The organism is Marinibaculum pumilum (assembly GCF_042646425.1).
Taxonomy (GTDB): domain Bacteria; phylum Pseudomonadota; class Alphaproteobacteria; order Ferrovibrionales; family Ferrovibrionaceae; genus Marinibaculum; species Marinibaculum pumilum.
The window spans coordinates 173,047-197,223 of the sequence record NZ_JBHRTR010000005.1 but is presented as its reverse complement, the minus strand read 5'-3'; the positions used below and the strand labels follow the sequence as shown (position 1 = coordinate 197,223).

Annotated in this window: 21 protein-coding genes; 14 read left to right on the top strand and 7 right to left on the bottom strand. The window is 68.3% G+C overall.

Translation table 11 applies throughout. The features are described 5' to 3' along the window. Nucleotides 1-86 precede the first annotated feature (86 nt). The 12 genes from ACFOGJ_RS01860 (at nucleotide 87) to ACFOGJ_RS01805 (ending at nucleotide 13,668) form a co-directional block, all read left to right on the top strand. Nucleotides 87-914 (top strand): hypothetical protein, encoded by an 828-nt coding sequence (locus ACFOGJ_RS01860; protein WP_379897701.1) that lies wholly within the window; start codon nucleotides 87-89, stop codon nucleotides 912-914. 44 nt (nucleotides 915-958) lie between these two features. Further along, complete coding sequence (locus ACFOGJ_RS01855; RefSeq protein ID WP_379897700.1) at nucleotides 959-1,735, top strand: YdcF family protein; 777 nt, start codon at nucleotides 959-961, stop codon at nucleotides 1,733-1,735. A 124-nt stretch (nucleotides 1,736-1,859) separates the two neighbouring features. Next, on the top strand, nucleotides 1,860-2,948 hold the full coding sequence (locus tag ACFOGJ_RS01850; protein ID WP_379897699.1) for a lytic murein transglycosylase: 1,089 nt from the start codon (nucleotides 1,860-1,862) through the stop codon (nucleotides 2,946-2,948). Beyond that, on the top strand, nucleotides 2,945-3,964 hold the full coding sequence (locus ACFOGJ_RS01845; RefSeq protein WP_379897698.1) for a septal ring lytic transglycosylase RlpA family protein: 1,020 nt from the start codon (nucleotides 2,945-2,947) through the stop codon (nucleotides 3,962-3,964). The genes ACFOGJ_RS01850 and ACFOGJ_RS01845 overlap by 4 nt, the downstream gene beginning before the upstream one ends. Before the next feature lie 97 nt (nucleotides 3,965-4,061). Further along, nucleotides 4,062-5,246 (top strand): D-alanyl-D-alanine carboxypeptidase family protein, encoded by a 1,185-nt coding sequence (locus tag ACFOGJ_RS01840; RefSeq protein WP_379897697.1) that lies wholly within the window; start codon nucleotides 4,062-4,064, stop codon nucleotides 5,244-5,246. A gap of 23 nt (nucleotides 5,247-5,269) precedes the next feature. Continuing rightward, complete coding sequence (tmk, locus tag ACFOGJ_RS01835; RefSeq protein ID WP_379897696.1) at nucleotides 5,270-5,929, top strand: dTMP kinase; 660 nt, start codon at nucleotides 5,270-5,272, stop codon at nucleotides 5,927-5,929. 17 nt (nucleotides 5,930-5,946) lie between these two features. Beyond that, the gene (locus tag ACFOGJ_RS01830; RefSeq protein ID WP_379897695.1) at nucleotides 5,947-7,122 is read left to right on the top strand and encodes a DNA polymerase III subunit delta'; all 1,176 of its coding nucleotides are present in this window, start codon (nucleotides 5,947-5,949) and stop codon (nucleotides 7,120-7,122) included. Between the two features lie 72 nt (nucleotides 7,123-7,194). After that, nucleotides 7,195-8,757 carry a methionine--tRNA ligase gene (gene metG / locus ACFOGJ_RS01825; RefSeq protein ID WP_379897694.1) on the top strand — a complete coding sequence of 521 codons (1,563 nt, stop codon included), beginning with the start codon at nucleotides 7,195-7,197 and terminating at the stop codon, nucleotides 8,755-8,757. Nucleotides 8,758-8,759: 2 nt separating this feature from the next. Next, nucleotides 8,760-9,584: a TatD family hydrolase gene (locus ACFOGJ_RS01820; protein WP_379897800.1), complete on the top strand. Its 825-nt coding sequence runs from the start codon at nucleotides 8,760-8,762 to the stop codon at nucleotides 9,582-9,584. Continuing rightward, nucleotides 9,581-10,339: an MBL fold metallo-hydrolase gene (locus ACFOGJ_RS01815; protein WP_379897693.1), complete on the top strand. Its 759-nt coding sequence runs from the start codon at nucleotides 9,581-9,583 to the stop codon at nucleotides 10,337-10,339. Before ACFOGJ_RS01820 ends, ACFOGJ_RS01815 begins: the two co-directional genes overlap by 4 nt. Before the next feature lie 30 nt (nucleotides 10,340-10,369). Then, nucleotides 10,370-12,550, top strand: coding sequence for a class I SAM-dependent methyltransferase (locus ACFOGJ_RS01810; protein ID WP_379897692.1), 2,181 nt, complete (start codon nucleotides 10,370-10,372; stop codon nucleotides 12,548-12,550). Between the two features lie 149 nt (nucleotides 12,551-12,699). After that, complete coding sequence (locus tag ACFOGJ_RS01805) at nucleotides 12,700-13,668, top strand: mitochondrial fission ELM1 family protein (protein ID WP_379897691.1); 969 nt, start codon at nucleotides 12,700-12,702, stop codon at nucleotides 13,666-13,668. Between the two features lie 293 nt (nucleotides 13,669-13,961). Here ACFOGJ_RS01805 and ACFOGJ_RS01800 read toward each other — a convergent pair whose 3' ends face one another. After that, nucleotides 13,962-14,489 carry a superoxide dismutase family protein gene (locus ACFOGJ_RS01800; RefSeq protein ID WP_379897690.1) on the bottom strand — a complete coding sequence of 176 codons (528 nt, stop codon included), beginning with the start codon at nucleotides 14,487-14,489 and terminating at the stop codon, nucleotides 13,962-13,964. 281 nt (nucleotides 14,490-14,770) lie between these two features. Here ACFOGJ_RS01800 and ACFOGJ_RS01795 point away from each other — a divergent pair, with 281 nt between their 5' ends. Beyond that, complete coding sequence (locus ACFOGJ_RS01795) at nucleotides 14,771-15,808, top strand: leucyl aminopeptidase (protein ID WP_379897689.1); 1,038 nt, start codon at nucleotides 14,771-14,773, stop codon at nucleotides 15,806-15,808. A gap of 71 nt (nucleotides 15,809-15,879) precedes the next feature. Here the strand turns inward: ACFOGJ_RS01795 and ACFOGJ_RS01790 are convergent, their stop codons facing one another. Genes ACFOGJ_RS01790 through ACFOGJ_RS01780 form a run of 3 tightly spaced genes read right to left on the bottom strand, consistent with a single transcriptional unit; the run spans nucleotide 15,880 to nucleotide 18,734 of the window. After that, nucleotides 15,880-17,121 carry an acetyl-CoA C-acetyltransferase gene (locus tag ACFOGJ_RS01790; protein WP_379897688.1) on the bottom strand — a complete coding sequence of 414 codons (1,242 nt, stop codon included), beginning with the start codon at nucleotides 17,119-17,121 and terminating at the stop codon, nucleotides 15,880-15,882. Between the two features lie 54 nt (nucleotides 17,122-17,175). After that, nucleotides 17,176-17,955, bottom strand: coding sequence for an SDR family NAD(P)-dependent oxidoreductase (locus tag ACFOGJ_RS01785; protein ID WP_379897687.1), 780 nt, complete (start codon nucleotides 17,953-17,955; stop codon nucleotides 17,176-17,178). After that, nucleotides 17,952-18,734: a TetR/AcrR family transcriptional regulator gene (locus ACFOGJ_RS01780; RefSeq protein WP_379897686.1), complete on the bottom strand. Its 783-nt coding sequence runs from the start codon at nucleotides 18,732-18,734 to the stop codon at nucleotides 17,952-17,954. The genes ACFOGJ_RS01785 and ACFOGJ_RS01780 overlap by 4 nt, the downstream gene beginning before the upstream one ends. Before the next feature lie 385 nt (nucleotides 18,735-19,119). Here ACFOGJ_RS01780 and ACFOGJ_RS01775 point away from each other — a divergent pair, with 385 nt between their 5' ends. Then, complete coding sequence (locus ACFOGJ_RS01775; RefSeq protein WP_379897685.1) at nucleotides 19,120-21,153, top strand: sensor histidine kinase; 2,034 nt, start codon at nucleotides 19,120-19,122, stop codon at nucleotides 21,151-21,153. 10 nt (nucleotides 21,154-21,163) lie between these two features. Here the strand turns inward: ACFOGJ_RS01775 and ACFOGJ_RS01770 are convergent, their stop codons facing one another. The 3 genes from ACFOGJ_RS01770 to ACFOGJ_RS01760 all read right to left on the bottom strand — a co-directional run bounded on the left by ACFOGJ_RS01770 (nucleotide 21,164) and on the right by ACFOGJ_RS01760 (nucleotide 24,176). Next, nucleotides 21,164-21,976 (bottom strand): enoyl-CoA hydratase/isomerase family protein, encoded by an 813-nt coding sequence (locus ACFOGJ_RS01770; protein WP_379897684.1) that lies wholly within the window; start codon nucleotides 21,974-21,976, stop codon nucleotides 21,164-21,166. A 177-nt stretch (nucleotides 21,977-22,153) separates the two neighbouring features. Beyond that, nucleotides 22,154-22,597 carry a nuclear transport factor 2 family protein gene (locus ACFOGJ_RS01765; RefSeq protein WP_379897683.1) on the bottom strand — a complete coding sequence of 148 codons (444 nt, stop codon included), beginning with the start codon at nucleotides 22,595-22,597 and terminating at the stop codon, nucleotides 22,154-22,156. Between the two features lie 61 nt (nucleotides 22,598-22,658). Continuing rightward, complete coding sequence (locus ACFOGJ_RS01760) at nucleotides 22,659-24,176, bottom strand: dihydrolipoamide acetyltransferase family protein (RefSeq protein WP_379897682.1); 1,518 nt, start codon at nucleotides 24,174-24,176, stop codon at nucleotides 22,659-22,661. Nucleotide 24,177: the final 1 nt, after the last annotated feature.

Below are 24,177 nucleotides of genomic sequence, written 5' to 3'. Positions count from 1 at the left end.
CGCGACGGCGGGGCGTCATCCGGTTTAGTATCGGCGCATTCGGCCACCCCGTCGGTGGCCCGGTGCAGTGGTCGGGAGCGGGACTCATGCGTGCTTTGCAGGTGATGGAACAGCGGGATGTCCCGCAGGACGGGGGCCTGCGCGGCCGGCATGGCCAGGCCCGCAAGGCCAACCGCACCAACGTCTTTGCGCCGCTGGCCCTGCTGCTGGGCGCGCCGCTGGCGGCGCTGTGGGGCGGCGATGCCGCGGCGGCCGGCGGCGGCAACAGCTACCGGGTGCAACTGGTCAACAATACCTGCGCGGAACTGAAGATCACCTGGGACGATGGGCTGGCCTGCGACACGCCCGACGCGCCCGGCTGCTCCATCACCCTGCGCAGCCAGGTCACAACCAACCTGAACTTGAACCTGGAACGGCCGGCGCAGAACCTGAAGCTTCACGCCACCGGCCGCTGCGGCGGCGGCAGCAGCAGTGCGCCGGTCCGGGTCGCCGGCGACAGCGATCCCGGGCAGGTGGCGAAGGCCCTGCAGGCCGCCGATGCGCCGACCGTGGTGACCGGCACCTGCGTGCTGTCGCTGGCGAAGATGTTCCCCTACGAGGGCAGCAACCTGTCGGAGACCGAGACGGTCGGCCCGGCGCCGCTGGTGCAGCCCGCCCCCGGCGGCGGCTATGCCTATGGCAGCCCGGTGCCCGGCGATCCGTTCGGGCCGATCGGCCCCTGGGGCAACCCGGATTCGGTTGGCATCACCACCACCATCCCCGATATCACCAGCCCGGTGCCGGTCAGCCTGGAGCTGGGCGAATGCCAGCCGGGCGCCGACGGCGTCACGCAGTGCGGTTTCGCCTGCACGGCGGAGGACCGCAAGGGCGGCCTGCCCACCGTCTATCCGGGGCAGCTGGACAACACCAACTGAAGGGCGGGCGCGGGGGCGCGGCAGAGGAAAGCAGCGGCGGGGCGATGTTCGCCGTCTCCAAGATCGCCTGGGCGGTGATCATGCCGGGCAATTTCCTGGCTCTGGCGCTCGGCCTGGGCCTGCTGGCCTGGCTTGCCGGCTGGCGCGGCCTGGGCACCGGACTGGTGCTGTTCGCCGGTCTGGCCTTCCTGGCGATCGCGGTCCTGCCGCTGGGCATCTGGCTGGCGCGGCCGCTGGAGGACCGGCACCCCCGGCCGGAGCTGGAGGGCCGGCGGATCGACGGCATCATCGTCCTTGGCGGCGCCTCCCTGCCGGCGCTCAGCGCCGACCGGGACGCGCCGCAGATCAACATGGCGGCGGAACGGCTGATCGCCTTCGGCGCCCTGGCCCGCGCCCATCCGGAGGCGCGCCTGGTCTTCGCCGGCGGGCAGGGCACCCTGGCGAAGGCGCCGATCAGCGAGGCCGATGTCGCCCGCCGGGTGTTCACCGAGCTGGGCCTGCCGGTGGAGCGGGTGATCTTCGAGGACGGCTCCCGCAACACCCACGAGAATGCCGCGATGGCCCGGCCGCTGGCCGACCCGCAGCCCGGCGAGACCTGGCTTCTGGTGACCTCCGCCCTGCACATGCCGCGGGCCGTGCAGGTCTTCGCCGCGCAGGACTGGCCGGTCCTGCCCTATCCGGTCGACTATCTGACCCTGTCCCGCGACACCGGCGTCCTGCCGGGCATCGGCTTCGATCTGGCCGGGCACCTGGTGCTGCTGAACGCGGCGATGCGGGAATGGATCGGGCTGGCCGCCTATCGCCTGCTGGGGCGGACCTGAGCCGGCAGTTCGCCGACGGATCCATGCCGGCTGACCCGTTCCGGCTGACTTGCCCCGGCTGACGGCGGACGAATCTTCTGTATATTGTCGTCCTGGGGTTGCGACCTACCACATCGGCCGAAATATGACCTATCCAAGACAAGATTCCCGGCGCCCCACAGCCCGTTCCAGGCAGGGCCGCCACGGCACCGGACCGCGCGCGGCACTGCTGGCCGCGGCGCTGCTCCTCCTGCCGCTGGCGGCGGTGCCGGCGCAGGCCGCCGGCACCGACCCGGAAGCCCCGGAAATGCCGCCGGTGGAGGCGGTGGACGATGCCGCCTTCCAGGCCTGGCTGAAAGGGGTGGCGGAGGAAGCCGCCGCCCGCGGCGTCAGCCGGGCGACCCTGGACCGGGCGCTGTCCGGCCTGTCGCCGATCGAACGGGTGATCGAGCTGGACCGGCGGCAGCCGGAGTTCACCATGACCCTGGACCGCTACCTGCGGAACGTGGTCAGCCAGACCCGCATCGACCGCGGCCGGCGCCTGCTGGCCGCGCATCGCGACGAGATCGAGGCGATCGCCGCCAGCCATGGCGTGCAGCCCCGCTACCTGGTCGCGCTGTGGGGGATCGAGACCAACTTCGGCAGCAATACAGGCGGCTTCCAGGTGATCCCCGCGCTTGCCACCCTGGCCTATGAGGGGCGCCGCGCGGAGTTCTTTCGCAAGCAGCTGATGGACGCGCTGGTGATCATGGACCGCCAGGGCATGGAAGTGGCCGAGATGAAGGGGTCCTGGGCCGGCGCGATGGGGCAGGTGCAGTTCATGCCCTCCACCTACATGGCCTATGCCCATGACGGCGACGGCGACGGCGACATGGACATCTGGGAGGACCGGGTCGACGCGCTTTCCTCGGCCGCGAACTACCTCTCCTCCCTGGGCTGGGACCCGGGCGAGACCTGGGGGCGGCCGGTGCGCCTGCCGAAGGGCTTCGATACCGCCCTGGCGGAGAACAAGGTCTACAAGGGCCTGAACGAGTGGCAGGCGATGGGCGTCCGGCGGCCGGACGGCAGCGACCTGCCGAGCCCCAACCTGCGCTCGCGCATCCTCCTGCCGTCCGGCCCGGATGGCCCGGCCTATGTCGTCTACGGCAATTTCGACCGGATCCTGAACTGGAACCGGTCGAACTTCTTCGGCATCGCGGTTGGCACCCTTTCGGACAGGATCGGCGGACGATGATGGCGGCAGGGGCGGCCCGTGGGCCGGCGGCGGGGCGGGTGACCATGCGCCTGGCGGCGGCCTTTGCAGGGCTGCTCCTGCTGTCGGCCTGCTCCGAGGTCCAGCTGGCCAGCCATGCCACCAAGGAGGCGACCGGCGAGCTCTATACCACCACCGAGATGGCGGGGATCGGCGGCCGGCAGAAGATCGGCCGGCCCTATCAGGTCGCCGGAATCTGGTACCACCCGAAGGCCGATCCGACCTATGACGAGACCGGGATCGCGTCCTGGTACGGTCCCGGCTTCCACGGCCGCGACACCGCGAACGGCGAGGTCTTCGACCAGCACAAGATCAGCGCCGCGCATACCACCCTGCCATTGCCCAGCCTGGTGCAGGTCACCAACCTGGACAATGGCCGCTCCCTGGTGGTGCGGGTCAACGACCGCGGGCCTTTCGCACATGGCCGGATCATCGACATGTCGCGGCGCGGGGCGCAGCTGCTGGGCTTCGAGCAGCAGGGTACCGCGAAGGTGCGGGTGCGCGCCCTGCGCGACGACGAGGTCGGCGAGATCCAGGTCGCCCAGGCGGGTGTCGGCCTGACCCCGCCCGAGCTGCAATCGCCGATCACCTCCTCGCCGCGCGGCAAAGTGACGGCCGAGGTGCTGGCCCCGCCGCCGGACAATGCCACATCCGCCGCCGCGGTTGCGTCGGTGAAGTCGGCGCCGCAAGGTCCGCAGCGGGCGCCGGCGCAGCTGATCGCCGATGTCGACCTGGAGAAGACCCTGGCGGTCGGGCCGGCACAGCCGGACGCGGCGATCTTCGTGCAGGCCGGGGCCTTCACGAACCGCGAGAATGCCGACCGTCTGAGCGCGAAGCTGGCCGGGCTGGCCGCGGCCGCGGTGTCGCCGACCCAGGTGGAAGGCGTAGAGTTCTATCGCGTCCGCCTGGGCCCGATCCCGGACGTGGCCACGGCGGACCGCCTGCTCGACCAGCTGGAGAAGCTGGGCCATTCCGGTGCCCGCATCGTCGTGAACTGAGCCTTCCGGCTCCGTCAGCAACGGCCGGCGCATCGGGCCGCCCAGGTCGGGCGCAACCCGGCCCGGACCGTGATTTCTGCGATACGGAAACAGCAAGATGACTGCCATTGCCTTCCCCAACCGCCGTCCCGCCGGCCGGCTCGCGGCCGCCGCCATGCTGCTGCTCTTCTGCCTGCTGCTGCCGCTGCAGGGACAGGCGGCCAGCAGCCTGGATACGGTCGCGGAAGAGGCGATCATGATCGACGATTCCACCGGGACGGTGCTGCTGGAGAAGAACGCCGACAGGCCGATGCCGCCCTCGTCGATGGCGAAGCTGATGACCGCCTATATCGTCTTCGACCGCCTGAAAAAGGGGGAGCTGAGCCTGGAGGACACCTTCTCGGTCAGCGAGAAGGCCTGGCGCACCGGCGGCTCGAAGATGTTCGTGCTGGTGAACGACCAGGTCACCGTCTCCGACCTGCTGCGCGGCATCATCGTGCAGTCGGGCAACGATGCCACGGTGGTGGTGGCGGAGAACCTGTCCGGCTCGGAGGAGCGCTTCGCGGAGCTGATGACGGAAACCGGCCGGCGCATCGGGCTGACGGATTCGGTGTTCAAGAATGCCAGCGGCCTGCCGGCCGAAGGGCAGCACATGACAGCGCGGGACCTGGCGACCCTGGCCAAGCGGATCGTCGAGGATTTCCCGGAGCATTACGAGATCTATTCCGAGAAGAACTTCACCTATGCCGATATCAGCCAGGGCAACCGCAACCCGCTGCTGTACAAGTCCGTCGGCGCGGACGGCCTGAAGACCGGCCATACGGAGGATGCGGGCTACGGCCTGACCGCCTCGGCGATCCAGGACGGTCGCCGCATCTACCTGGTGCTGAACGGGCTGGAGAGCCAGAACGCCCGGGCGCGGGAGGCGGAGCGCCTGATCCGTGCGGCGTTCAACGACTTCAAGTCGGTGCAGGTCTTCAAGGCGGGCGAGACTGTGGCGGAGGCGAAGACCTGGCTGGGCAGCCCGTCCGCCGTGCCGCTGGTCCTGGAGGAGGACCTGGCCGTCACCCTGCCGCGCCGTGCCGGCGAACAGCTGAGCATGAAATATGTCTATGACGAGCCGGTTCCGGCGCCGATCTCCAAGGGCACGCCGATCGCCCGCCTGGTGATCGAGGCGCCCGGCATCGAACCGATCGAACGGCCGCTGCTGGCCGGCGCCGACGTTACCGAGCTGGGCCTTGTCGGCCGCATCGGCGCGGCGCTCAACTACCTGGTCTGGGGCAATGGCGGCGAGCCCGGCTGACCCGGCCGCCTGACGGTTGCGCCGTGACCATACCGGCGGGGGCAGGGCGCTTCGTCACCTTCGAGGGCGGCGAGGGCACGGGGAAGTCGACCCAGGTCGCATTGCTGGCGCGGCGGCTGCGGGAGGCCGGGCAGCAGGTAGTCACCACCCGCGAGCCCGGCGGTGCGCCCGAAGCCGAGGCGATCCGGGAGCTGCTGGTGACCGGTGCCGCCGACCGCTGGGACGCGGAGGCGGAGGCGCTGCTGCATTTCGCCGCCCGGCGCATGCACCTGGTGCGCACCGTCTGGCCGGCGCTGCAGGCGGGGCAGTGGGTGCTGTGCGACCGCTTCGTCGATTCCACCATGGCCTATCAGGGCATTGCCGGCCGGCTCGGGACGGACAAGGTGGCGGCACTCGCCGCCTGGACGATGGGCGATTTCCTGCCCGGCCTGACCCTGGTGCTGGACCTGGCGCCGGACCTGGGCCTGGCCCGGGCCGCTGACCGCCAGGCTGCCCGCGGCGCCGCTTCGGACCGCTACGAGCGGATGGGCGCCGACTATCACGAGCGGGTCGCCGCCGCCTTCCGCCGCATCGCAGCGGAGAACCCGGACCGCTGCCGGCTGGTGCCTGCGGGCGGCGCGCCGGAGGCGGTGGCGGACCGGATCTGGGATCTCGTCGCGGCGCGGTTCCCGCTTCCGTGCTGACAGGCTAGCCTGCCGCCATGGCGGATTTCGACGAAACCGAGGCGGCCTCATGGGCGCCGCGCCATGCCACGGCCCTGGTCGGGCATGAGGCGGCGGAGCGGCAGTTTCTGCAGGCCTGGTCCTCCGGCCGGATGGCCCATGCCTGGCTGATCGCCGGCCCGAAGGGCATCGGCAAGGCCAGCTTCGCTTTCCGCTGCGCGCGCTTCGTGCTGCAGCGGCAGGCCCAGACAGCGTCAGGGGCACCGGCGGGTGCGGATGACGGCCCCGGCCTGTTCGGCGACGAGCCGCCGCCGGCCGCGGAACCGCAAAGCCTGGACGTGTCGCCGGACGATCCGGTGTCGCACCGCATCGCCAGCCTGGGCCATGCCGACCTGCTGGTGATCGAGCGTGCCTGGGACGACAAGGGCAAACGCTGGCGGTCGGAGATCGTGGCCGAGGATGCGCGGCGCCTGGTGCCGTTCTTCGGCATGACCGCGGCGGAAGGCGGCTACCGCATCGCGATCATCGATTCGGCCGACGAACTGAACCGCCATGCCGCCAATGCGATCCTGAAGATCCTCGAGGAGCCGCCGCCCAAGGGGCTGCTGTTCCTGGTCAGCCACAGCCCCGGGGCGCTGCTGCCGACGATCCGTTCGCGCTGCCGGCGGCTGGACCTGCAGGCCCTGGCCCCGTCGGAGATGGAAGCGGTGCTGTCGCGCCAGGCGCCGGACCTGGGGGAGGCGGACCGCGCCGCGCTGGCGGCCCTGGCGGCCGGCAGCCCGGGCCGCCTGGACGCGCTGCTGCAGGAGGGCGGACTGGAGCTTTACGACGCGCTGCTGGCCCTGCTGGGCCGTCTGCCGGCGGTGCCGGTGGCGGAGCTGCACGCCTTCGCCGACCGGCTGGGCCGCGCCGGCGGCACCGGCGGGACCGGCGCCTTCGCCACGGTGATGGAGCTGCTGCGCGCCCTGCTGGCACGGCAGATCGCCGGCGCCGCCCGCGGCCGCGCCGATGCCGGCGTCCGCCCGGGCGAGGCGGCGCTCGCCGAACGGCTGTTCCCGCCCGGCTGCGACCTTGCGGAGTGGATAGCCGTATGGGAAAAGCTGGGCGAGCTTTCCCGGGCGACCGACGCGCTCGCCCTGGACCGCAAGCATGTGCTGCTCAGCCTGTTCAACCGCCTCGCGGCGGCCGCACGGCAGGGCATGCGGGCCGCCTGACTGGCCGGGCCGGCCCGCCGGCTGATACCCGCCACCCCGAAAAGGCCGATCGAGGGAGCCACGAGCGCGGCTATGACCGACGCCTTCTACATCACGACGCCGATCTACTATGTGAACGACAATCCGCATATCGGGCACGCCTATACGACGATCGCCTGCGATGTGATTGCCCGCTTCATGCGGCTGGACGGCCGTCCCGTGCGCTTCCTGACCGGCACCGACGAACATGGGCAGAAGGTGGAGAAGTCCGCCCAGAACCATGGCGAGGCGCCGCAGGCGTTCTGCAACCGGGTCAGCCAGCGCTTCCGCCAGCTGGCCGAGGCGCTGGACATCTCCAACGACGATTTCATCCGCACCACAGAGGACCGCCATGTCCGTGCCACCCAGGCGATCTGGCAGCGCATGGCGGAGGCCGGCGACATCTACCTGGGCTCCTATTCCGGCTGGTACGCGGTGCGGGACGAGGCGTTCTACGGCGAGGATGAGCTGACGGTGGATGCCGCCGGCAACCGGGTGGCGCCCAGCGGTGCGCCGGTGGAATGGGTGGAGGAGCCGTCCTATTTCTTCCGCCTGTCCGCCTGGGCGGAGCGGCTGCTGGCCTTCTACGAGGCCAATCCCGGCTTCATCGCGCCGGAGAGCCGCCGCAACGAGGTGATGAGCTTCGTGCGCGGCGGCCTGCGGGACCTGTCGATCTCCCGCACCACCTACAAGTGGGGCGTGCCGGTGCCCGGCGACCCGGACCATGTGATGTATGTCTGGCTGGACGCGCTGACCAACTACATCACCGCCATCGGCTATCCCGACACCGACGACCCGCTGTACCGGACCTTCTGGCCCGCGGACCTGCATGTCATCGGCAAGGACATCCTGCGTTTCCATACGGTGTACTGGCCGGCCTTCCTGATGTCGGCGGGCCTGGAACCGCCGAAGCGGGTCTTCGCCCATGGCTGGTGGACCAACGAGGGGCAGAAGATCTCCAAGTCGCTGGGCAACGTGATCGACCCGTTCGAACTGATCGACACCTTCGGCCTGGACCAGACCCGCTATTTCCTGATGCGCGAGGTCCCGTTCGGCAATGACGGCGATTTCAGCCGCCGCGCCGTGGTGATGCGGATCAACGGCGAGCTGGCGAACGGCTTCGGCAATCTGGGCCTGCGCACCCTGTCGTTCATCGCCCGCAACTGCGGCGGCAGCCTGCCGGAGCCCGGCGCGCTGGCGGAGGCCGACCGGCAGCTGCTGGCGCAGGCGGAGGCCTGCATGGGCGGCATGCGCAATGCCATGGGCCGCCAGGCGGTGCACCAGGCGCTGCAGTACTGGAACGACCTGGTGTCCGCCGCCAACAAGTATATCGACGACCAGGCCCCCTGGGCCCTGCGCAAGAGCGACCCGGGCCGCATGGGCACGGTGCTGTGGGTGCTGGCGGACACGATCCGCCAGATCGCCATCCTGGCGCAGCCCTTCGTGCCGGCCGCCGCCGCGCGGCAGCTCGACCAGCTGGCGGTGCCGGCCGATGCGCGCGGCTTCGACAGGATCGGCGCGGCCGGCGCCCTGGCCGGCGGCACCGCGCTGCCGAAGCCGGAAGGCGTCTTCCCCCGGGTCGAGCTGCCCGACGAAGAGGCGGGCGCGCAGGGATGAGCCTGCTGGTCGACAGCCACTGCCACCTGGACTTCCCCGATTTCGCCGACGACCGTGACGGGGTGATCGCCCGTGCCGGCAATGCCGGGGTCGGCCTGATGGTGACGATCTGCACCAAGGTCAGCCGCTTTCCCGAGATCCTGGCGATCGCGGAGGCGCATGAGAACGTCTACTGCTCCGTCGGCATCCACCCGCACGAGGCCGGCAGCGAACCGGAGGTGTCGGCCCAGCAGCTGGTGGACCTGGCGCGGCACCCGAAGGTGGTCGGCATCGGCGAAACCGGCCTGGACTATTTCTACGAGCACAGCCCGCGCGAGGCGCAGGCGCGCAGCTTCCGCGCCCATATCGCGGCGGCGCGGGAGAGCGGCCTGCCGCTGATCGTCCATACCCGCGACGCCGATACCGACACCAATGCGATCCTGGCGGAGGAGATGGGGCAGGGGGCCTTTCCCGGCGTCATCCACTGCTTCTCCTCCAGCCGGCAGCTGGCGGAGGAGGCGGTCGCGCTGGGCTTCTACATCTCCGCCTCCGGCATCATGACCTTCAAGAAGGCCGACGAGCTGCGGGATGCCTTTGCCGCGGTGCCGCCGGAGCGGCTGCTGGTGGAAACCGACGCCCCCTACCTGGCGCCGGTGCCGAAACGGGGCAAGACGAACGAGCCGGCCTTCGTGGCGCATACCGCGGCGCGCCTGGCGGAGCTGCACGGCATGTCGCCGGAGGCGATGGCCGGGATCACGACGGCCAACTTCCTGCGCCTGTTCTCCAAGGTGCCGCCCGCTGCGATCGCGGTGCCGCAAGATGCTCCTCCGGCCGGACCGGCCGCATGAAAGTCCGCATCCTGGGCTGCGGCACCTCCGGCGGGGTGCCGCGGATCGGCAATGACTGGGGCGCCTGCGACCCGGCGGAACCGCGCAACCGGCGGCGCCGCTGCTCGATCCTGGTGGAGAGCGGCACGACCAATGTCCTGGTCGATACCAGCCCGGACCTGCGGGAACAGCTGCTGGATGCCGGCACCACCCGCCTGGACGGGGTGATCTGGACCCACGAGCATGCCGACCAGGCGCATGGCATCGACGATGTCCGGGCCCTGGCCCTGCGGCAGCGGGCGCCGCTGGACGGCTGGCTCGACGCGCGCACCTACGGGATCCTGGGCCAGCGCTTCGACTATATCTTCGAGGCGCCGCCCGGCAGCTTCTATCCGCCGATCGTGAAGCCGCACATCTTCGACGGTCCGTTCCGGATCGGCGATATCGATGTCCGGCCCTTCGCGCAGGACCATGGCAGCATCCCATCGACCGGCCTGCGCTTCGGCCCGATCGCCTACAGCAACGACGTGGTGGCGCTGGACGATGCCGCCTTCGCGGCGCTGGAAGGGGTCGAGGTCTGGATCGTCGACGCGATGCGCTACAAGCCGCATCCGACCCATGCGCATCTGGACCTGACCCTGGAATGGATCGCGCGGCTGCGGCCGCGCCGGGCGGTGCTGACCAACATGCACCTGGATCTCGACTACCGCACCCTGTGCAAGGATCTGCCTGAAGGTGTAGAACCCGCCTATGATGGCATGATGCTCGAGATCTGACCTCTCAACTTTAGAAAACAGATAGTGACAATGTATCGGGCTGAAGCTTCCGGCTCTGCAATCCTTCGCTACGACAACGTGCATCGTTGTGTGTGGACCGCCCTGGCGGACGCACACCGTCCAAGGCTTGCCGAGGCTGTCCTTCAGATCGGCCGGGAATCGACATCGCCCTTGATCCAGGCGACAGCTGCGACAGCCCTGATGGCGCTGGGTGCCGCCGACCCATCATGGCTGCCGGACCGGATCAAAGCCGTCGTCAAGGCGGGCAGAGATCCTTTCGCAATCTTTGGTCCGGACGTCACTCGCCTGAACGACGGCAGGCCGGTCGAGTTGGCAAAGATGGTGCGGACCATCGTGCTTGCGCCTGATCCGTCTGAAGCTGCTGCATTGATCGAAAAACTGCTGGCAGCGGTCAGACCGGCGCACGGAGTAGCGGCAGCACCCGGCTACATAGCGGCCGCCGTCGTCGTCAATTTCTTTTATCCTGCCAAGTACCTGAACATTGGCGGTGGTTCGTCCTTCGTACACCCGTTCTGGTGTAATCTCGACGAGGTTTGCCATCCCTGCGGCGGTCTGCAATTGAAGCTGTCGCCTGAGTTTGTCGTTCCTTTTGCAGATGGCAGCGTCGATTGTGCCTATTCGTCACACTGCCTGGAGCATCTCGACGATCCGACAGTTGAGCGGGTCTTGTCTGAGATTCGCAGGGTCCTGCGGCCAGACGGACGGTTCGTCCTTAAACTGCCAGACTTCGATTCGATCATTCACAACCTGCAGCAGAAGAAGGCAGACTATTTCCAGGATCCTGCCTGGTTTTTCTCAGACGTCGTGTGGAGTTGGGACACGCGGCAGATTGCCGACACACTGGAGAATCGCTTCGTCTATCTGCTCTGCGGCTACTGGAACCAAGCCTGGACCGAAGCAGCCGGCGGCACCGTCGGCAACGCGATCAAACTGGGCGCCTATAACGGCCCGCCTCGAGTTGCCGCAGACGAAGTCTGGGAGCGGACCCGCACTAGCACACCCCACGAGATCGCCGCCTGGCTGTGCGAGAGAGCGCTTTCGGAAGCACCTGATGCCCATTTCAATCACAGAAACGCCTGGAGTGCCGACGAACTCTGCCAACTCCTCGAACGGCATGGCCTGACACCAAGCCGCTTGTCGGACGAGACTGCCGTCCAGAGGCATGAGGCGATCCCCGATATCGGCAAATATGCTCATCTGAGCATATATCTTGAGGGCGTGCCGAACGGGTCAGCCCACACTGAGCGCAGTGTTGTTGAGCCAGCACAGACAGATCGGTATTGGGACGTAGTTCCAGGCACCAACAGATCTGCGTGGTTTCCCGCGGATGTCGCGGACGTCAAACCCAGACGGTACCAGCCTGGACTGCATCAGCTCCATGCCGTTCTCTGGGCATATCATGATTTAGCGGTGAGACAATCCTGGGCGAACATGCCGGAATCGGATTTCTCCAAACACGGCTTCGTAAGTGGGCAGACGCCCGATCGATATGTTAGCGAGATGGAAGAAATCTTCCGCGGGGAATTCTACCGGACGGCGATCTCGGATTTCCGGGCGGACGGCATCCATGAACGCCTCACCCCGTCCGAGCTGGCGGCGCTGACCGAGCATGTCCGCTATGTTGCCCCGACCGAATCCCAAAGAGAAACGATCGTTGAGTTCCTTAAGGAATTGAAACCTCTCATCAGCGAACAGATCCAGTCTGCGTGGCGCGTTACCAACATTCGCTGCTATGAAACCGACGTCACATTCGAAGGCGGCCCTCAGGACTGGCACAGCGACAGACTTCCCCAGTCCCTCATCAAACTCTTGATATATCTATCCAAAGATGAGGTTGCCGTTCGTGGATCCGAGTTGATCGACAGGCAAGGCGAGCATGTGCGTATCTCAGGCCCGAGCGGTCGCTGGCTGCTGTTCGATTCGACTGACCTTCTCCACAGGGCCCCATCCGAAGGCGAAGGACCAAGGCAGATCATTGAAGTGTTACTGTGCCGGGATTTCGATTTCGATATCGAGTTCCGCTTCGGGGGCACAAATTATCGAGCGCCTCTCTGTCCGCCGAGCATCAATCCGTTCGACGGCGTTGACCCCGAGAATCTGTCACCCCTCATGAAAGCGGTGATGGTTGCCGCTCGCCAAATCACGGAATTGCGGTGGCAGCTGAGTGTTTTGAAGGATTCCAATAATTGAAACACTGCCCTGAGCTGCGGAGAACGCCGGCGGCATGATGGCTGAAGACTTAGGACACTTGGTTTATGTAGCGGTTCATGAAATCCGCATGTCCTATTGATATCGCTGAAAATTTTGTGATTTGGACTCTGACCCAGGGCGCCGCCGGCATGCAGAGCCAGGTGCGCGGCCTGGCGGCCGCTCTCACTTGTCCACAGGTTGTGGAAAAGACCTGCGGCTTGCGGCTGCCTTGGCGCTGGCTGCCCAACCGGCGCCTATGGGCGCATCTCGCCGCGGCAGAAGGCGATAGCCTAACACCGCCCTGGCCCGACCTTCTGATCAGCTGCGGTCGCAAGGCGGCCCTGCTGTCGATGGCCGTGCGGCGCGCCTCGGGTGGCCGGGTGCGGACGGTGCACATCCAGGACCCGCTCGTCGACCCGGCCGCCTTCGATCTGGTGGTCGTGCCGCAGCATGACCACCTGCGCGGCGACAACGTCCTTGTCAGCCGCGGCGCCCTGCATCGTGTCACGCCGCAGTTGCTGGCCAGTGCGGCGGACCGGTTCGAGGGCGCGATCGGAAGGCTGCCGCGGCCCCGCCTCGCGCTCCTGACGGGCGGCTCGAACCGCTATTTCGCCAGTCCGCCAGACTGGCTGCGGCAGCTGGGCGGCGAGGCCGCGACCGTCATGCGGCAAAGCGGCGGCAGCGTGCTCGCGACGATATCGCGGCGCACGCCAGCCGATGCCCGCGCGGCATTGCGCGACGCGCTGGTGGATGTCCCGCACGACTATTGGGAAGGGGAGGGCGAAAACCCCTATCTCGCCTACCTGGCGCTGGCGGATGCCATCCTGGTCACCGGCGATTCCACCTCGATGATCTCGGAGGCCTGCGCCACGGGCGCGCCCGTCCATGTCGCTCTGCCGCCGCTGAAGCGGCCGGCGCGCGGCGTCCCGCACCGGTTCGCTGCCTTCTACGACAGCTTCCGCGCGGCCGGTGCCATCAGCTGGTGGGAAGGCGGGCGCTCATGGACCACCGCTCCCGGCGAACTGCCGCAGCGCGTGACGCCGCTGAACGACACGGCGGAAATCGCAGCGGCCGTCACACGGCGGCTGCACCTTCCCGAGGGCGCCGCCGCTACCTGATTGCGACCGCCCGCAACGTCGATTGGCGGGCGCGGCCACGGTTCGGCGACAGGGTCAGTGATGATGGCCGTGATGCGACGGCTTGAAGCCCGTGCGGCGGATCCAGTCGGTGCCGGCGAACCAGACAACGCCCAGGATCGCGATGTTCACCAGTATCGGCAGCAAGTAGCTCATGGCACGCCCGTTCCGTGTTCCGCATGCCCGGCAGAAGCGGGCGGGGGGGGGGGGGGAAGCTAGCGCAAAGGCGGCCCTGCCGCAAAGGGCTTCCCCCCGGGCCCGATGGTTCGGGCCGATCAGCCGCCCTGATTGATCACACCGCAGGCGATCCGCTCGCCGGCGGCGCCCGCAGGATCGGTGGCATAGTCGTCGGCACCCTGATGCATCACCACGGCCGCACCGTCGTCATCGAAAAGGCCCCCTTCGCCGCCGTCGAGGGTCAGGCCGGTGGCAAAGAACTCGACGGCGACGACGCCGTTCTCGCCGACATGCACGTTCGGCAGGTCGCCGGCGTGATGGCCCTTGGGATTGTCCCAGCCATGTTCGGTACCGGTGGGATTGAAGTGGCCGCCGGCCGACTTGAACCCGGTGCCGGGGTCGCAGCTCCCGGTCTGGTGGATGTGGAAGGCATGGACGCCGGGCGGCAGGGCATTGGCGGACAGCACCACCCGGGTGCCCTGTGCCATGGGCGTGAGGCTCACCTTTGCAACCAGGTCGCCCTCACGGTTGACCATGTTGGCGGTGGCGGGCTTCTGCATGTCCTGGGCGCCGGCGACGGACGGCATCCCTGCCACGGCGCTCAAGGTCATGACGCTGATGGCCATGGCGGCAATCCCCGTGGAAGGGGTCGCTGCGGCACGACGGGTCCGATCGAACATGGTGGAAACCTCCAGACTGGATGACGCGGCCCGGCAGACTGCACCGGGCGTCCTGTCGCGACAACGGCTGGCGGGGGCCGGGCGTTCCGCCCCGGACAGGGACCGGCTTTCGTGCGCACCCGTCCAAGACCGGCGCCTTGCCGCCGCCGCGCGGGCCATGCTCGAATTCCGCACTGCTGGCGGCACCCCGCAGGTACGGCCGCCGAAACCGGTAGGGGAGGAGCAGAATGGAACCCGTGACGGATCATGCCGGCCTGGTGAAGCTGTTCACAGACAACTACCGCCTGTGCGAGATCGGCCCCGGCCAGACCGTCGCGGTCCTGTCGGAGGGCGGGCAGCTGCGCGACTATGCCGAAGCCTCGCTGGCGGCGGTCCGCGCCCTGGGGGCGGAGGCGGTCGACGTCAACGTGCCGTCGGACACGGCGATGGATGCCAGCCAGCGGATCGCCAATATCGGCCAGAACCCGCTGTCGCAGCATCCCGCCGCCATGCAGGCCTGCAAGGATGCCGACATGGTGATCGATCATATGCTGCTGCTGTTCAGCCGCGAGCAGATCGAGATGCAGAAGGCCGGCAGCCGGATCCTGATGGTGGTGGAACCGGTAGAGGTCCTGCAACGCCTGTTCCCGACGAAAGCGCTGCGCGCCCGGGTGGAAGCCGGCGAGCGGCTGCTGGCCGACGCCTCCAGCCTGCGTTTCGTCAACCGGGCCGGCACCGACGTCACCTACCGCCTGGCAGGCAAATCGATCCTGACGGAGTACGGCTATACCGTGACGCCCGGCCGCTGGGACCATTGGCCCGGCGGCTTCCTGGCCACCCTGGCAGCGGATGGCGGCGTGGAGGGCAGGGTGGTGATGGACCGCGGCGACCTGCTGTTCCCACAGAAAAGGGCGCTGACGGAGCCGGTGGAGTTCGTGATCCGCGACGGCTGGGTGCGGGAGATCAACGGCGGCCGGGAGGCGGCCGAGCTGCGCGCCTTCATCGAGGGCTATGACGATCCCAGGGCCTATGCCCTGTCGCATATCGGCTGGGGGCTGAACGATGCCTGCGTCTGGGACCCCGACCTGCCGGGCATCGGCATGGACGGCCGCGCCCATTACGGCAATGTGCTGTTCTCGATGGGGCCGGACACGGAGTTCGGCGGCGACAACGACACGCCCTGCCACCTGGACCTGCCGATGCGCAACTGCACCCTCTGGCTCGACGACAGGCTGATCGTCGAGGATGGCGAGGTCGTGCCGGCGGAGATGAAGCCCGCCGCCTGAACCCGGGCAGGAGAGCCTGGAAAGAATGACGGGGGCGCGGTCAAAGCCGCGCCCCCGGTCGCATCTGCAGGTCAGACCCGCTCGATGATGATCGCCGGCGCCATGCCGCCGCCGGCGCACATGGTGACCAGGCCGCGCTTCAGGTCGCGCCGCTCCAGCTCGTCCAGCACGGTGCCGATCAGGATCGAGCCGGTGGCGCCGATCGGATGGCCCAGCGCCATCGCGCCGCCATTCACGTTGACCTTTTCGCGGTCGAGGCCGAGCTTGCGGATGAAGCGCTCCGCCACCACGGCGAAGGCCTCGTTGATCTCCCACAGGTCGATATCGTCCTTGGTCAGGCCGGCCTTCGCCAGCGCTTTCTCCGCCGCCGGCACGGGCGCGTTCAGCATCAGGGTCGGGCAGTCGCCCATATTCGCGGTCGCCACGATGCGCGCCCGCGGCTTCAGGCCGTTCTTCGCCGCATAGTCCTTCGAGGCCAGCAGCAGGGCGGCGGCGCCGTCGACCACGCCGGAGGAATTGCCGGCATGGTGGACATGGTTCATCGGCCCCAGGTCGCTGTACTTGCGGTAGATCATGTCGCCATAGGTGGCGCCGCTGTCGTCGACCGGGATCGAGGCCCACTTGTCGAACACGGTCTTCAGCTGCGACAGGCCTTCCATCGTCGTCTCGGGCCGCGGGAACTCCTCATGGTCCAGGGCGACGCTGCCATCCTCGTTGTAGACGGTGACCAGGGACTTGGCGAAGCGGTTCTCCTTGATCGCCTGCGCCGCCCGCTGCTGGGAGACCAGCGCCAGCTCGTCCACCGCACGCCGGTCGATGCCCTCCATCGTGGCGATGGCATCGGCGCAGACACCTTGCTGGGTCTGCGGGTGCAGCTTGCGCAGGTGCAGGTTGCCGGCATCCAGCATCGGCGGCGTGTTCGGATCGGCGGTGGCGGCGGTGTAGCTCATCATCTCCGTGCCGCCGGCGATCACCAGGTCCTCCATGCCCGACATCACCTGGGCCGCGGCCAGGTTCACCGAGGTGATGCCCGAGCCGCAGAAGCGGTCCAGGGTCACGCCGGACGCCTTGATGTCATAGCCGGCGTCCAGCGCCGCCATGCGGCCCAGGTCGCAGCCCTGCGCGCCGCGCTGGGTGGAGGTGCCCCAGATCACGTCGTCGACCTCGGCCGTGTTGAGGTCGTTGCGCTCCGCCAGCGCCTTCAGGACGGTGGCGCCGAGATGCTGCGGGTGCAGATGGGCGAGGGCACCCTTGCCCACCTTGCCGATGCCGCGGGGGGTGCGGCAGGCGTCGATGATATATGCCTCAGGCATTGGACGTCTCCTTGATCGCGTGTCTTGTCTCAGAGTTCGGGGTTCGGCGGGAAGTCAGCGCGGCGCCATGCGGATGGCGCCGTCCAGGCGGACATCCTCGCCATTGAAATAGCCGTTGCGGCACATCTCGACCGCCAGCGAGGCATATTCCTCCGGAGCGCCCAGCCGTGCCGGGTTCGGCACCTGTGCGGCCAGCGCCCGCTTCACATTGTCCGGCGCGCCCTGCAGCAGCGGCGTGTCGAAGATGCCGGGCAGGATGGTGTTCACCCGGATCAGCTCGGCGGCCAGGTCGCGGGCGATCGGCAGGGTCATGCCGATGATGCCGCCCTTCGATGCGGAATAGGAGGCCTGGCCGACCTGGCCGTCCTCTGCCGCCACCGAGGCGGTGTTCACCATCGCGCCGCGCTCGCCGTCCACCGGGTCCAGGGTCATCATCCCCGCCGCCGACTTGGCGATGCAGCGGAAGGTGCCGACCAGGTTGATCTGGATGATCCGGTCGAAACGGTCGAGCGGGAAATGCCTGATCTCGCCGCTCTTCTTGTCGCGCGAGGCGGTCTTGATCGCCTCGCCGGTGCCGGCGCAGTTGATCAGGATCCGCTCCTGGCCGATTGCGGCGCGCGCCTTGGCGAAGCCGGCATCGACATCGTCCTCCTTGGTGACGTCGACATGGGCGAAGACGCCGCCCAGTTCCTTCGCCAGCGCCTCGCCCTTCTCGTCGTTCAGGTCGAACAGCGCCACCTTCACGCCAAATTCCGCCAGCTTCCGGGCGGTCGCCGCACCCAGGCCCGATGCGCCGCCGGTGATCACGGCGGATACGGTCGAATCAAGCTTCATGTCGTTTCTCCACTGCTGTCTTTCTGGATGGTAGATTGGATGGCATCGCCGCAACCGCCCGGCCCGGCCGCCTGTGAGGCAAGGCCCGCAAGCTGGTTCGCCGACCGTTCCAGGGAAACGGCCAGGGCTTCCAGCCGGGTCATCACTGCATCCGCCGGCGCGGTCCGCGGCTCCGCCGCGCCGCTGGCGGGCAGACCGTAGCAGGCCCGGATCTGGCCGATCACATTGTCCACCGCCGCCTCGGCATCGCCGGGATGGCGACGGCTGCGCTGCACGATGGAGCGGGCGGAATATTCCAGGCTGCCGAAGAAGCTGTCCCGCACGGCACGCAGGTTCGCCTTCGGGTCGATGACGCCCCGGTCCATGCCGCGCCGGAACACCTCGTCGAAGACGGCGGCATAGCGGCGCATCTTCTCGCGCGATGCCGCCAGTTCCTCGCCGGTGCGCCGCAGCGCGAAGGTCAGGTTGATGAAATCGAAATTGGCGATCAGCGCCGCCAGATGGTAGCGGGCGAGGGCGCGAAGCTGCGCAAAGCTGTCCGCCTCGGACGCCACGGCGGTGAGGGCGCCGTCCGTCAGCCCGGCCCAGAACTCCGCCAGGACCGCCTGCATCAGGTCGCTCTTCGCCTTGTAGTAGGAATAGAGCGCACCGTCGGAGATCCCCGCTCGGCGGGCGATCTCCGTCACCCTGGCGCCGTCATAGCCCTTCTCCACGAAGACGGCGCGCGCCGCTTCCAGAAGCAGGCGCTCCTTCTGCTTGACCCTTTCGCTGCGGGTCACGAGCTGACTGGCTCCGGCGCCCAAACCTGCCTCTACTCCCTGCTTCGCCGGGTCCCTTGCCCCGAGATTTGAAGGCCATTCATAATTTCCGAACGGCTTTCAGGCAAGGGGGTGCCGCAATGCCGGAAACCGGCATTGCTGTTTGATGATTCCCCCGTAATTCCATGGAGTTGCAGCGGGTCGTTCAGAGGGCCTTGCAGATTTGCGCCCCCGCCATGCGCATCGGGCCGGTGTCTGGATATTCCCGCCAGCGCGAAGCTGGTGCATCGTTGCACTTCCTGGCCGAGCGCCGGCCGCCCGACCGTCCGGAACCACCCGAGATGCGTGACACAAAGCCTGCCTGTCCGCTGCGGCCAGGCTGCATGCCCCCCCGCAGCGCCGGCAGATGAGGATCAAGTCCCTCCGGCTGCTCATCGTCGGCAGCCTGCTGGTCATCCACATCGCCTCGACGGCGATCTTCCTGGCCGTGGCCTGGGAACTTGCACAGGCCGACCAGCGGAGCTTCGCCGATTCCTCGATGCAGGGGACGGTGGATAACGTGGCGGACCACAGCCAGGCCTTCATCGGCCGGCTGTCCCGGGTGGCGCTGCTCAGCCGCAACCTGGCCGAGGCGACGATCCTCCGGACCGAAGACTTCGACGTCCTGGAACGCTATTTCCTGGAGATCCTGGAGATCAATCCGGAGATCACAGGGATCTATTTCGGCACCGTCCGGGGCGCCTTCGTCTTCGTCACCCGCGAGGCACCGGAACTGGAGGGCGAGGCGGTCTACTTCTCCCGCCTGATGCGCGAGGCGCCCGGCGGCCGCAGTTCGCAGACCCGCCTGCGCGATGCCGGCTTCGACATCATCCGGCAGCGCGACCTGGGCCTGTCCGACCCCTACGACCCGCGCGAACGGCCCTGGTTCGCGCCGGCAATGGCGGGGCAGGGCGTGTTCTGGACCGAACCCTATCCGTTCTATACCTCGCAGCAGCCCGGGATCAGCAGCGGGATCCGTGTCGACAGGGCGGACGGATCGCCTCTGGGCGTGGTGGGGGCCGATGTCTCGCTCGCCTCGCTGCAGGCTTTCGTCGGCGGGCTGACCGTCGGCAAGACCGGCTATGCCTTCCTGCTCGATCCGAAGGGACGGGCGATCAGCCATCCGGCGATGACCCTGGACGGGGATGGCGGCAGGAGGCTCCGCGACCTGGCGGAACTCGACGACCCGGCGCTCGAAACGGTGGTGGAGCGGCTGGCGGCCGAGGATGCCGGGATCGGCGATGTCCTGGAGGTCGAAGGTCCCGACGGAGAAAGCCGCCTGGTGCTGGCACAGCGCATCCGGTCGGAGCAGGGCGACTGGATCGTCGGCGCCGCGGTACCGGCATCCGACCTGTTCGGCTGGTTCGGGGAGCTGACCCGTTCCATCGTGCTGCTGGCCCTGGGCCTCACCCTGTTCTGGTGCCTGGCCGGCATGCTGCTCTGGCGGCTGGTCGACCGGCGCTTCGCCACCCTGCGGGCTCTGGCCAACCAGTACCTGAAACGCGGCCCGCCGCCGCCGGAACGCAGCGGGCGGTTCGGCACCTTCAGCGAACTGGAGGAGACGGAGGCCGCCATCGAGGCAGCGCTGGCCGAGCTGGACCGTCAGCGGGCGCACAATCTGGGCCTGCTGCAGGAGGCCCGGCGCGCCAACCACGCCAAGACACTGTTCCTTGCCAGCATGAGCCACGAGCTGCGCACGCCGCTGAACAGCATCGGCGGCTTTGCCGAACTGATCGCCGAGGAGCAGTTCGGCCCGGTCGGGCAGCCCCGCTATCGGGAATATGCCGGCCTGATCCTGCGCAGCAACCGCCGGATGCTGGAACTGGTCCAGCAGCTGCTCGACCTCTCGGCCTATGAACTCGATCAGGTCCAGCTCACCCTGGAAACGACGGACCTCGGCGCCCTGGTCGACGAATGCATCGCGGAGGTGGCGGCGGAGGCGGAGCGGAAGGGGCTGGCCCTGACGGTGGACGCGCAGGCCGGTCCCGCCGCCTGGGTCGACCGGGTGAAACTGCGGATCCTGGTCTCCAACCTGCTGCGCAACGCGATCTCCTATACGCCGGCCGGCGGCCAGGTGGAGGTCGCGCTGCGGCGCACGCCGGAGGGCGCGCCGCAGCTGCAGGTCACCGATACCGGCATCGGCATGGACCCCGCGAAGCTCGACCAGCTGCGCGAGCCCTTCACCCGGAACAGCGACGACCCCTTTGTCGCCGAGGCCGGCGGCTCCGGCCTCGGCCTGGCGATCGTCGACCGGATCGCCGCAAGCCATGGCGCCGACCTGGTGATCGAGACGGCACTGGGCGCCGGGACCAGGGTGATCCTGACCTTCCCGCCGGACCGGGCCGCCCCCCGAACGGAGGCTGGTGAAGCCGGAAAAGAGGAAGCGATTACATCACTTTAGGTGATTTTTCTCATCTGTCCTGGTAGACCGGTGCGCGCTTTTCCAGGAAGGCGTCGATCGCTTCCCTGGCATCCTCGGAATGCGACAGCAGGGCCTGGTGGCGGTCCTCTACGGCCATCACCGCGTCCAGGCTGGGCGCGTCGATCGACAGGTTCAGGGCCTCCTTGGACATCCGCAGGCCAAGCGGCGCGGTCGCCAGCATATGGTCGATCAGGGGCTGTGCCGCCGCATCCAGCCCGGCTTCCGGCACCACGCGCGACACCAGGCGCATCGCCAGCGCTTCCTCGGCCGAGACGAAGCGGCCGGTCAGGATGATCTCCGCCGCCATAGAGGCGCCGACCAGGCGCGGCAGGAAATAGGACGAGCCCATATCGCATCCTGTCAGGCCGATCTTGATATAGGCAGCGTTCATCTTCGCGGTCTCGGCAGCGATGCGGATGTCGCTGGCCAGGGAGAGGGAGAAGCCGCCACCGCAGGCCGCGCCATGCATCAGGGCGATGATCGGCTGCGGGCAGCGGCGCATGGCCCGGCAGATGTCGGAGAAACGGTTCTGGATCTCCCAGATGGCGTTCGGGCTGCGGTTCTGGGCAATGCTCTGGGCGACGTCGGAATCCGGCGCCATGTCGAAGCCGGCGCAGAAGGCACGGCCGGCGCCGCGCAGCACGACGATCCGCGTGTCGCGGTTGCGGCGCAGATCCTCGAAATAGCTGCGCACCGCATCGACCAGGGCGAAATTCAGGGCGTTCAGCCGGTCGGGCCGGTTCAGGGTGACCCAGTCGACGGGGCCGCGTCGTTCGACGATCAGGACCTCGTCGGTGCTCATGTCCGTGCTCATTGAGGGCGCTTCCATCATGTTTCGTTGGGATGGCAGCGTAGCGGAAGCGCCAAGGGTCTGAGAATGCAGGACTTTCTGGATCGTCCTGTGCTTTCCATAATATACATTATGCGATTATTAGATATACGGGGGCGGCCTGTCCCGCACAGCAATCCATGGGCTCCCCTAGACCGCCCCGGCCGTTTTCATTTGCTGCAGGATCCCGCCCATCCGGGCATGGATCGCGTTGATCCCCTGCAGCGGCCGGACCATCACCTTGAAATCGACGATACGGCCCTCGGCGTCGCAGGTGATCAGGTCGATGCCGTTGACATGGACGCCGTCGATCTCACATTCGAACTCCAGCACCGCCGCATTGCCGGCGGCGATCTCCCGCACATAGCGGAAGCCGGGTCCGAGGCGCCCGATGCCGGTGCGCCAGTCGGTCACCTCGCCGCCGAAGGCCAGGCAGGCGGCCAGCAGATAGGTCCGGGTCTTCTCCCGGCCGACCTGCGGCGTGTGCACCACCGGCGAATGGAAGACGCAGTCCTCCGCCAGCAACCGGTCCAGGCCGCCCTCCAGCTCTCCATGGGTGAACCGGTGCCAGTCGGCAATCACGGCTTCGATCATCGCGGCAATCCCCCTTGTCCCATCGCTCTCTGCCCGCGCCCGCGGAAGGCTGCCAACGCAATCAGCCCTCCAGGAGAACCTCGCCGGGGTCCGAGAGCAGCCTGCCGACATGGGCCAGGAAATGCGCGGCATCGGCACCGTCGTTCAGGCGATGGTCGAACGCCAGGCAGAGCGGCAGCAGCAACCGCGGGACAAGTTCCCACTGCGCGAGGTCGCCGTCCACCACCGGCTTCAGCTGCGCCCGGGCCAGGCCCAGGATGGCGGCCTGCGGCGGATTGATGATCGGCGCAAATCCGGTGCCGCCGATCGGGCCCGGATTGGTCAGGGTGAAGGTGCCGCCCTGCATCTCCGCGCGCTTCAGCTCCCCGTCCCGCGCCCGCCGTGCCAGGTCCGGCAGTTCCAGGCTGAGGTCGAGCAGGCTCTTGGCGCCGACATCCCGGATCACCGGGGTCAGCAGGCCGCGATCGGTCGCCACTGCAACGGCGATGTCCGCCCGTGCGTGCAGCACGATCTCCTCCGCGTCGACGTCGAGGCTGGCATTGAAGCGCGGGTAGCGGCGCAACGCCGCCGCCGCCGCCTTCAGCGCGAAGGCGGTCAGGGTCAGGCTGCCGCCCAGGTCGGACACACGTTGCTGGCGGGCCCGGCGATAGCGCTCCAGTTCCGTGATATCGGCGACATCCTCATGCAGCACATGGGGAATCTCGCGCCAGGACTGCGCCATCCGACGCGCGGTGGCGCGCCGTACCGAGCGCAGCTTCAGGCGCCGGTCCTGCCGACCTTCCCCGCCTTCTTCTTCCGCCCTGCGCCGTTGGCCGGCATGCCGGCGGACATCCTCCGCTGTTACCCGGCCGTCGGGCCCGCTGCCTTCTACGGCCTGCAGGGACACAGACAGTTCGCGTGCCAGGCGTCGGGTGGCGGGGGCAGCCGCAACCGGGCGGCCGCTGCTCTTGCCGTCATCATCCCCCGCGCCATCCCCGGCCGGCGCTCCGCCATGTGCCTCCTCTTCAGCCTGGCGGCTCTTTTCCCGCCGGGTTGCCGCCTGTCGCGCCACCCGACGGCGATCGCCGCCTTCGCCGGCTTCCTCATCGCCGTGCTCGTCAGCGTCCGCCGCCTCTTCGTCGCCCTGGCCGGTCTTGCCGGAGCGGGTCTTGCCGGACTTCGCCTTCGCCCTGTCCTTCGCCGGTTCGGGATTTTGCCTCCCCGACCTGGCGGAGGCCTTCTCGCCGCCCGCGGCGCCAGGGTCGGAATCCTTCGCCCCGGTGTCCACCCCCTGTTGCACCGGCCGGTCGTCGCCCTGCTCTGCCTCGCCGCCGTCCTCCTGCCGGGCACCCCCTTCCGCCTCGCCGGTCTCGTAGCTCAGCAGCGTCTCGCCCACCTGCACGGTATCGCCTTCTTCGACGCGGAGGTCGACGATGGTGCCGCTGAAGGGTGCCGGGATCTCTGTGGCGGCCTTGTCGGTCTCGACCACCATCAGGGTGTCGCCGTCCGACACCCGGTCGCCGGCCTGGACGTGCAGCTCGACGATCTCCGCTTCGTGGATCCCCTCGCCCGGATCGCGCAGCACAAAGTTCTCGGCCATC

Excerpts from the sequence above, each read along its gene's own strand:
- ACFOGJ_RS01760 (WP_379897682.1), bottom strand. The coding sequence starts at position 24,176 with ATGGCCGAGAACTTTGTGCTGCGCGATCCGGGCGAGGGGATCCACGAA.
- ACFOGJ_RS01830 (WP_379897695.1), top strand. The coding sequence starts at position 5,947 with ATGGCGGATTTCGACGAAACCGAGGCGGCCTCATGGGCGCCGCGCCAT.
- ACFOGJ_RS01810 (WP_379897692.1), top strand. The coding sequence starts at position 10,370 with ATGTATCGGGCTGAAGCTTCCGGCTCTGCAATCCTTCGCTACGACAAC.
- ACFOGJ_RS01805 (WP_379897691.1), top strand. The coding sequence starts at position 12,700 with ATGCAGAGCCAGGTGCGCGGCCTGGCGGCCGCTCTCACTTGTCCACAG.
- ACFOGJ_RS01785 (WP_379897687.1), bottom strand. The coding sequence starts at position 17,955 with ATGAAGCTTGATTCGACCGTATCCGCCGTGATCACCGGCGGCGCATCG.
- ACFOGJ_RS01770 (WP_379897684.1), bottom strand. The coding sequence starts at position 21,976 with ATGAGCACCGACGAGGTCCTGATCGTCGAACGACGCGGCCCCGTCGAC.
- ACFOGJ_RS01855 (WP_379897700.1), top strand. The coding sequence starts at position 959 with ATGTTCGCCGTCTCCAAGATCGCCTGGGCGGTGATCATGCCGGGCAAT.
- ACFOGJ_RS01815 (WP_379897693.1), top strand. The coding sequence starts at position 9,581 with ATGAAAGTCCGCATCCTGGGCTGCGGCACCTCCGGCGGGGTGCCGCGG.
- ACFOGJ_RS01860 (WP_379897701.1), top strand. The coding sequence starts at position 87 with ATGCGTGCTTTGCAGGTGATGGAACAGCGGGATGTCCCGCAGGACGGG.
- ACFOGJ_RS01840 (WP_379897697.1), top strand. The coding sequence starts at position 4,062 with ATGACTGCCATTGCCTTCCCCAACCGCCGTCCCGCCGGCCGGCTCGCG.
- ACFOGJ_RS01845 (WP_379897698.1), top strand. The coding sequence starts at position 2,945 with ATGATGGCGGCAGGGGCGGCCCGTGGGCCGGCGGCGGGGCGGGTGACC.
- metG (WP_379897694.1), top strand. The coding sequence starts at position 7,195 with ATGACCGACGCCTTCTACATCACGACGCCGATCTACTATGTGAACGAC.
- ACFOGJ_RS01800 (WP_379897690.1), bottom strand. The coding sequence starts at position 14,489 with ATGGCCATCAGCGTCATGACCTTGAGCGCCGTGGCAGGGATGCCGTCC.
- ACFOGJ_RS01795 (WP_379897689.1), top strand. The coding sequence starts at position 14,771 with ATGGAACCCGTGACGGATCATGCCGGCCTGGTGAAGCTGTTCACAGAC.
- ACFOGJ_RS01765 (WP_379897683.1), bottom strand. The coding sequence starts at position 22,597 with ATGATCGAAGCCGTGATTGCCGACTGGCACCGGTTCACCCATGGAGAG.
- ACFOGJ_RS01775 (WP_379897685.1), top strand. The coding sequence starts at position 19,120 with ATGAGGATCAAGTCCCTCCGGCTGCTCATCGTCGGCAGCCTGCTGGTC.
- ACFOGJ_RS01790 (WP_379897688.1), bottom strand. The coding sequence starts at position 17,121 with ATGCCTGAGGCATATATCATCGACGCCTGCCGCACCCCCCGCGGCATC.
- ACFOGJ_RS01850 (WP_379897699.1), top strand. The coding sequence starts at position 1,860 with ATGACCTATCCAAGACAAGATTCCCGGCGCCCCACAGCCCGTTCCAGG.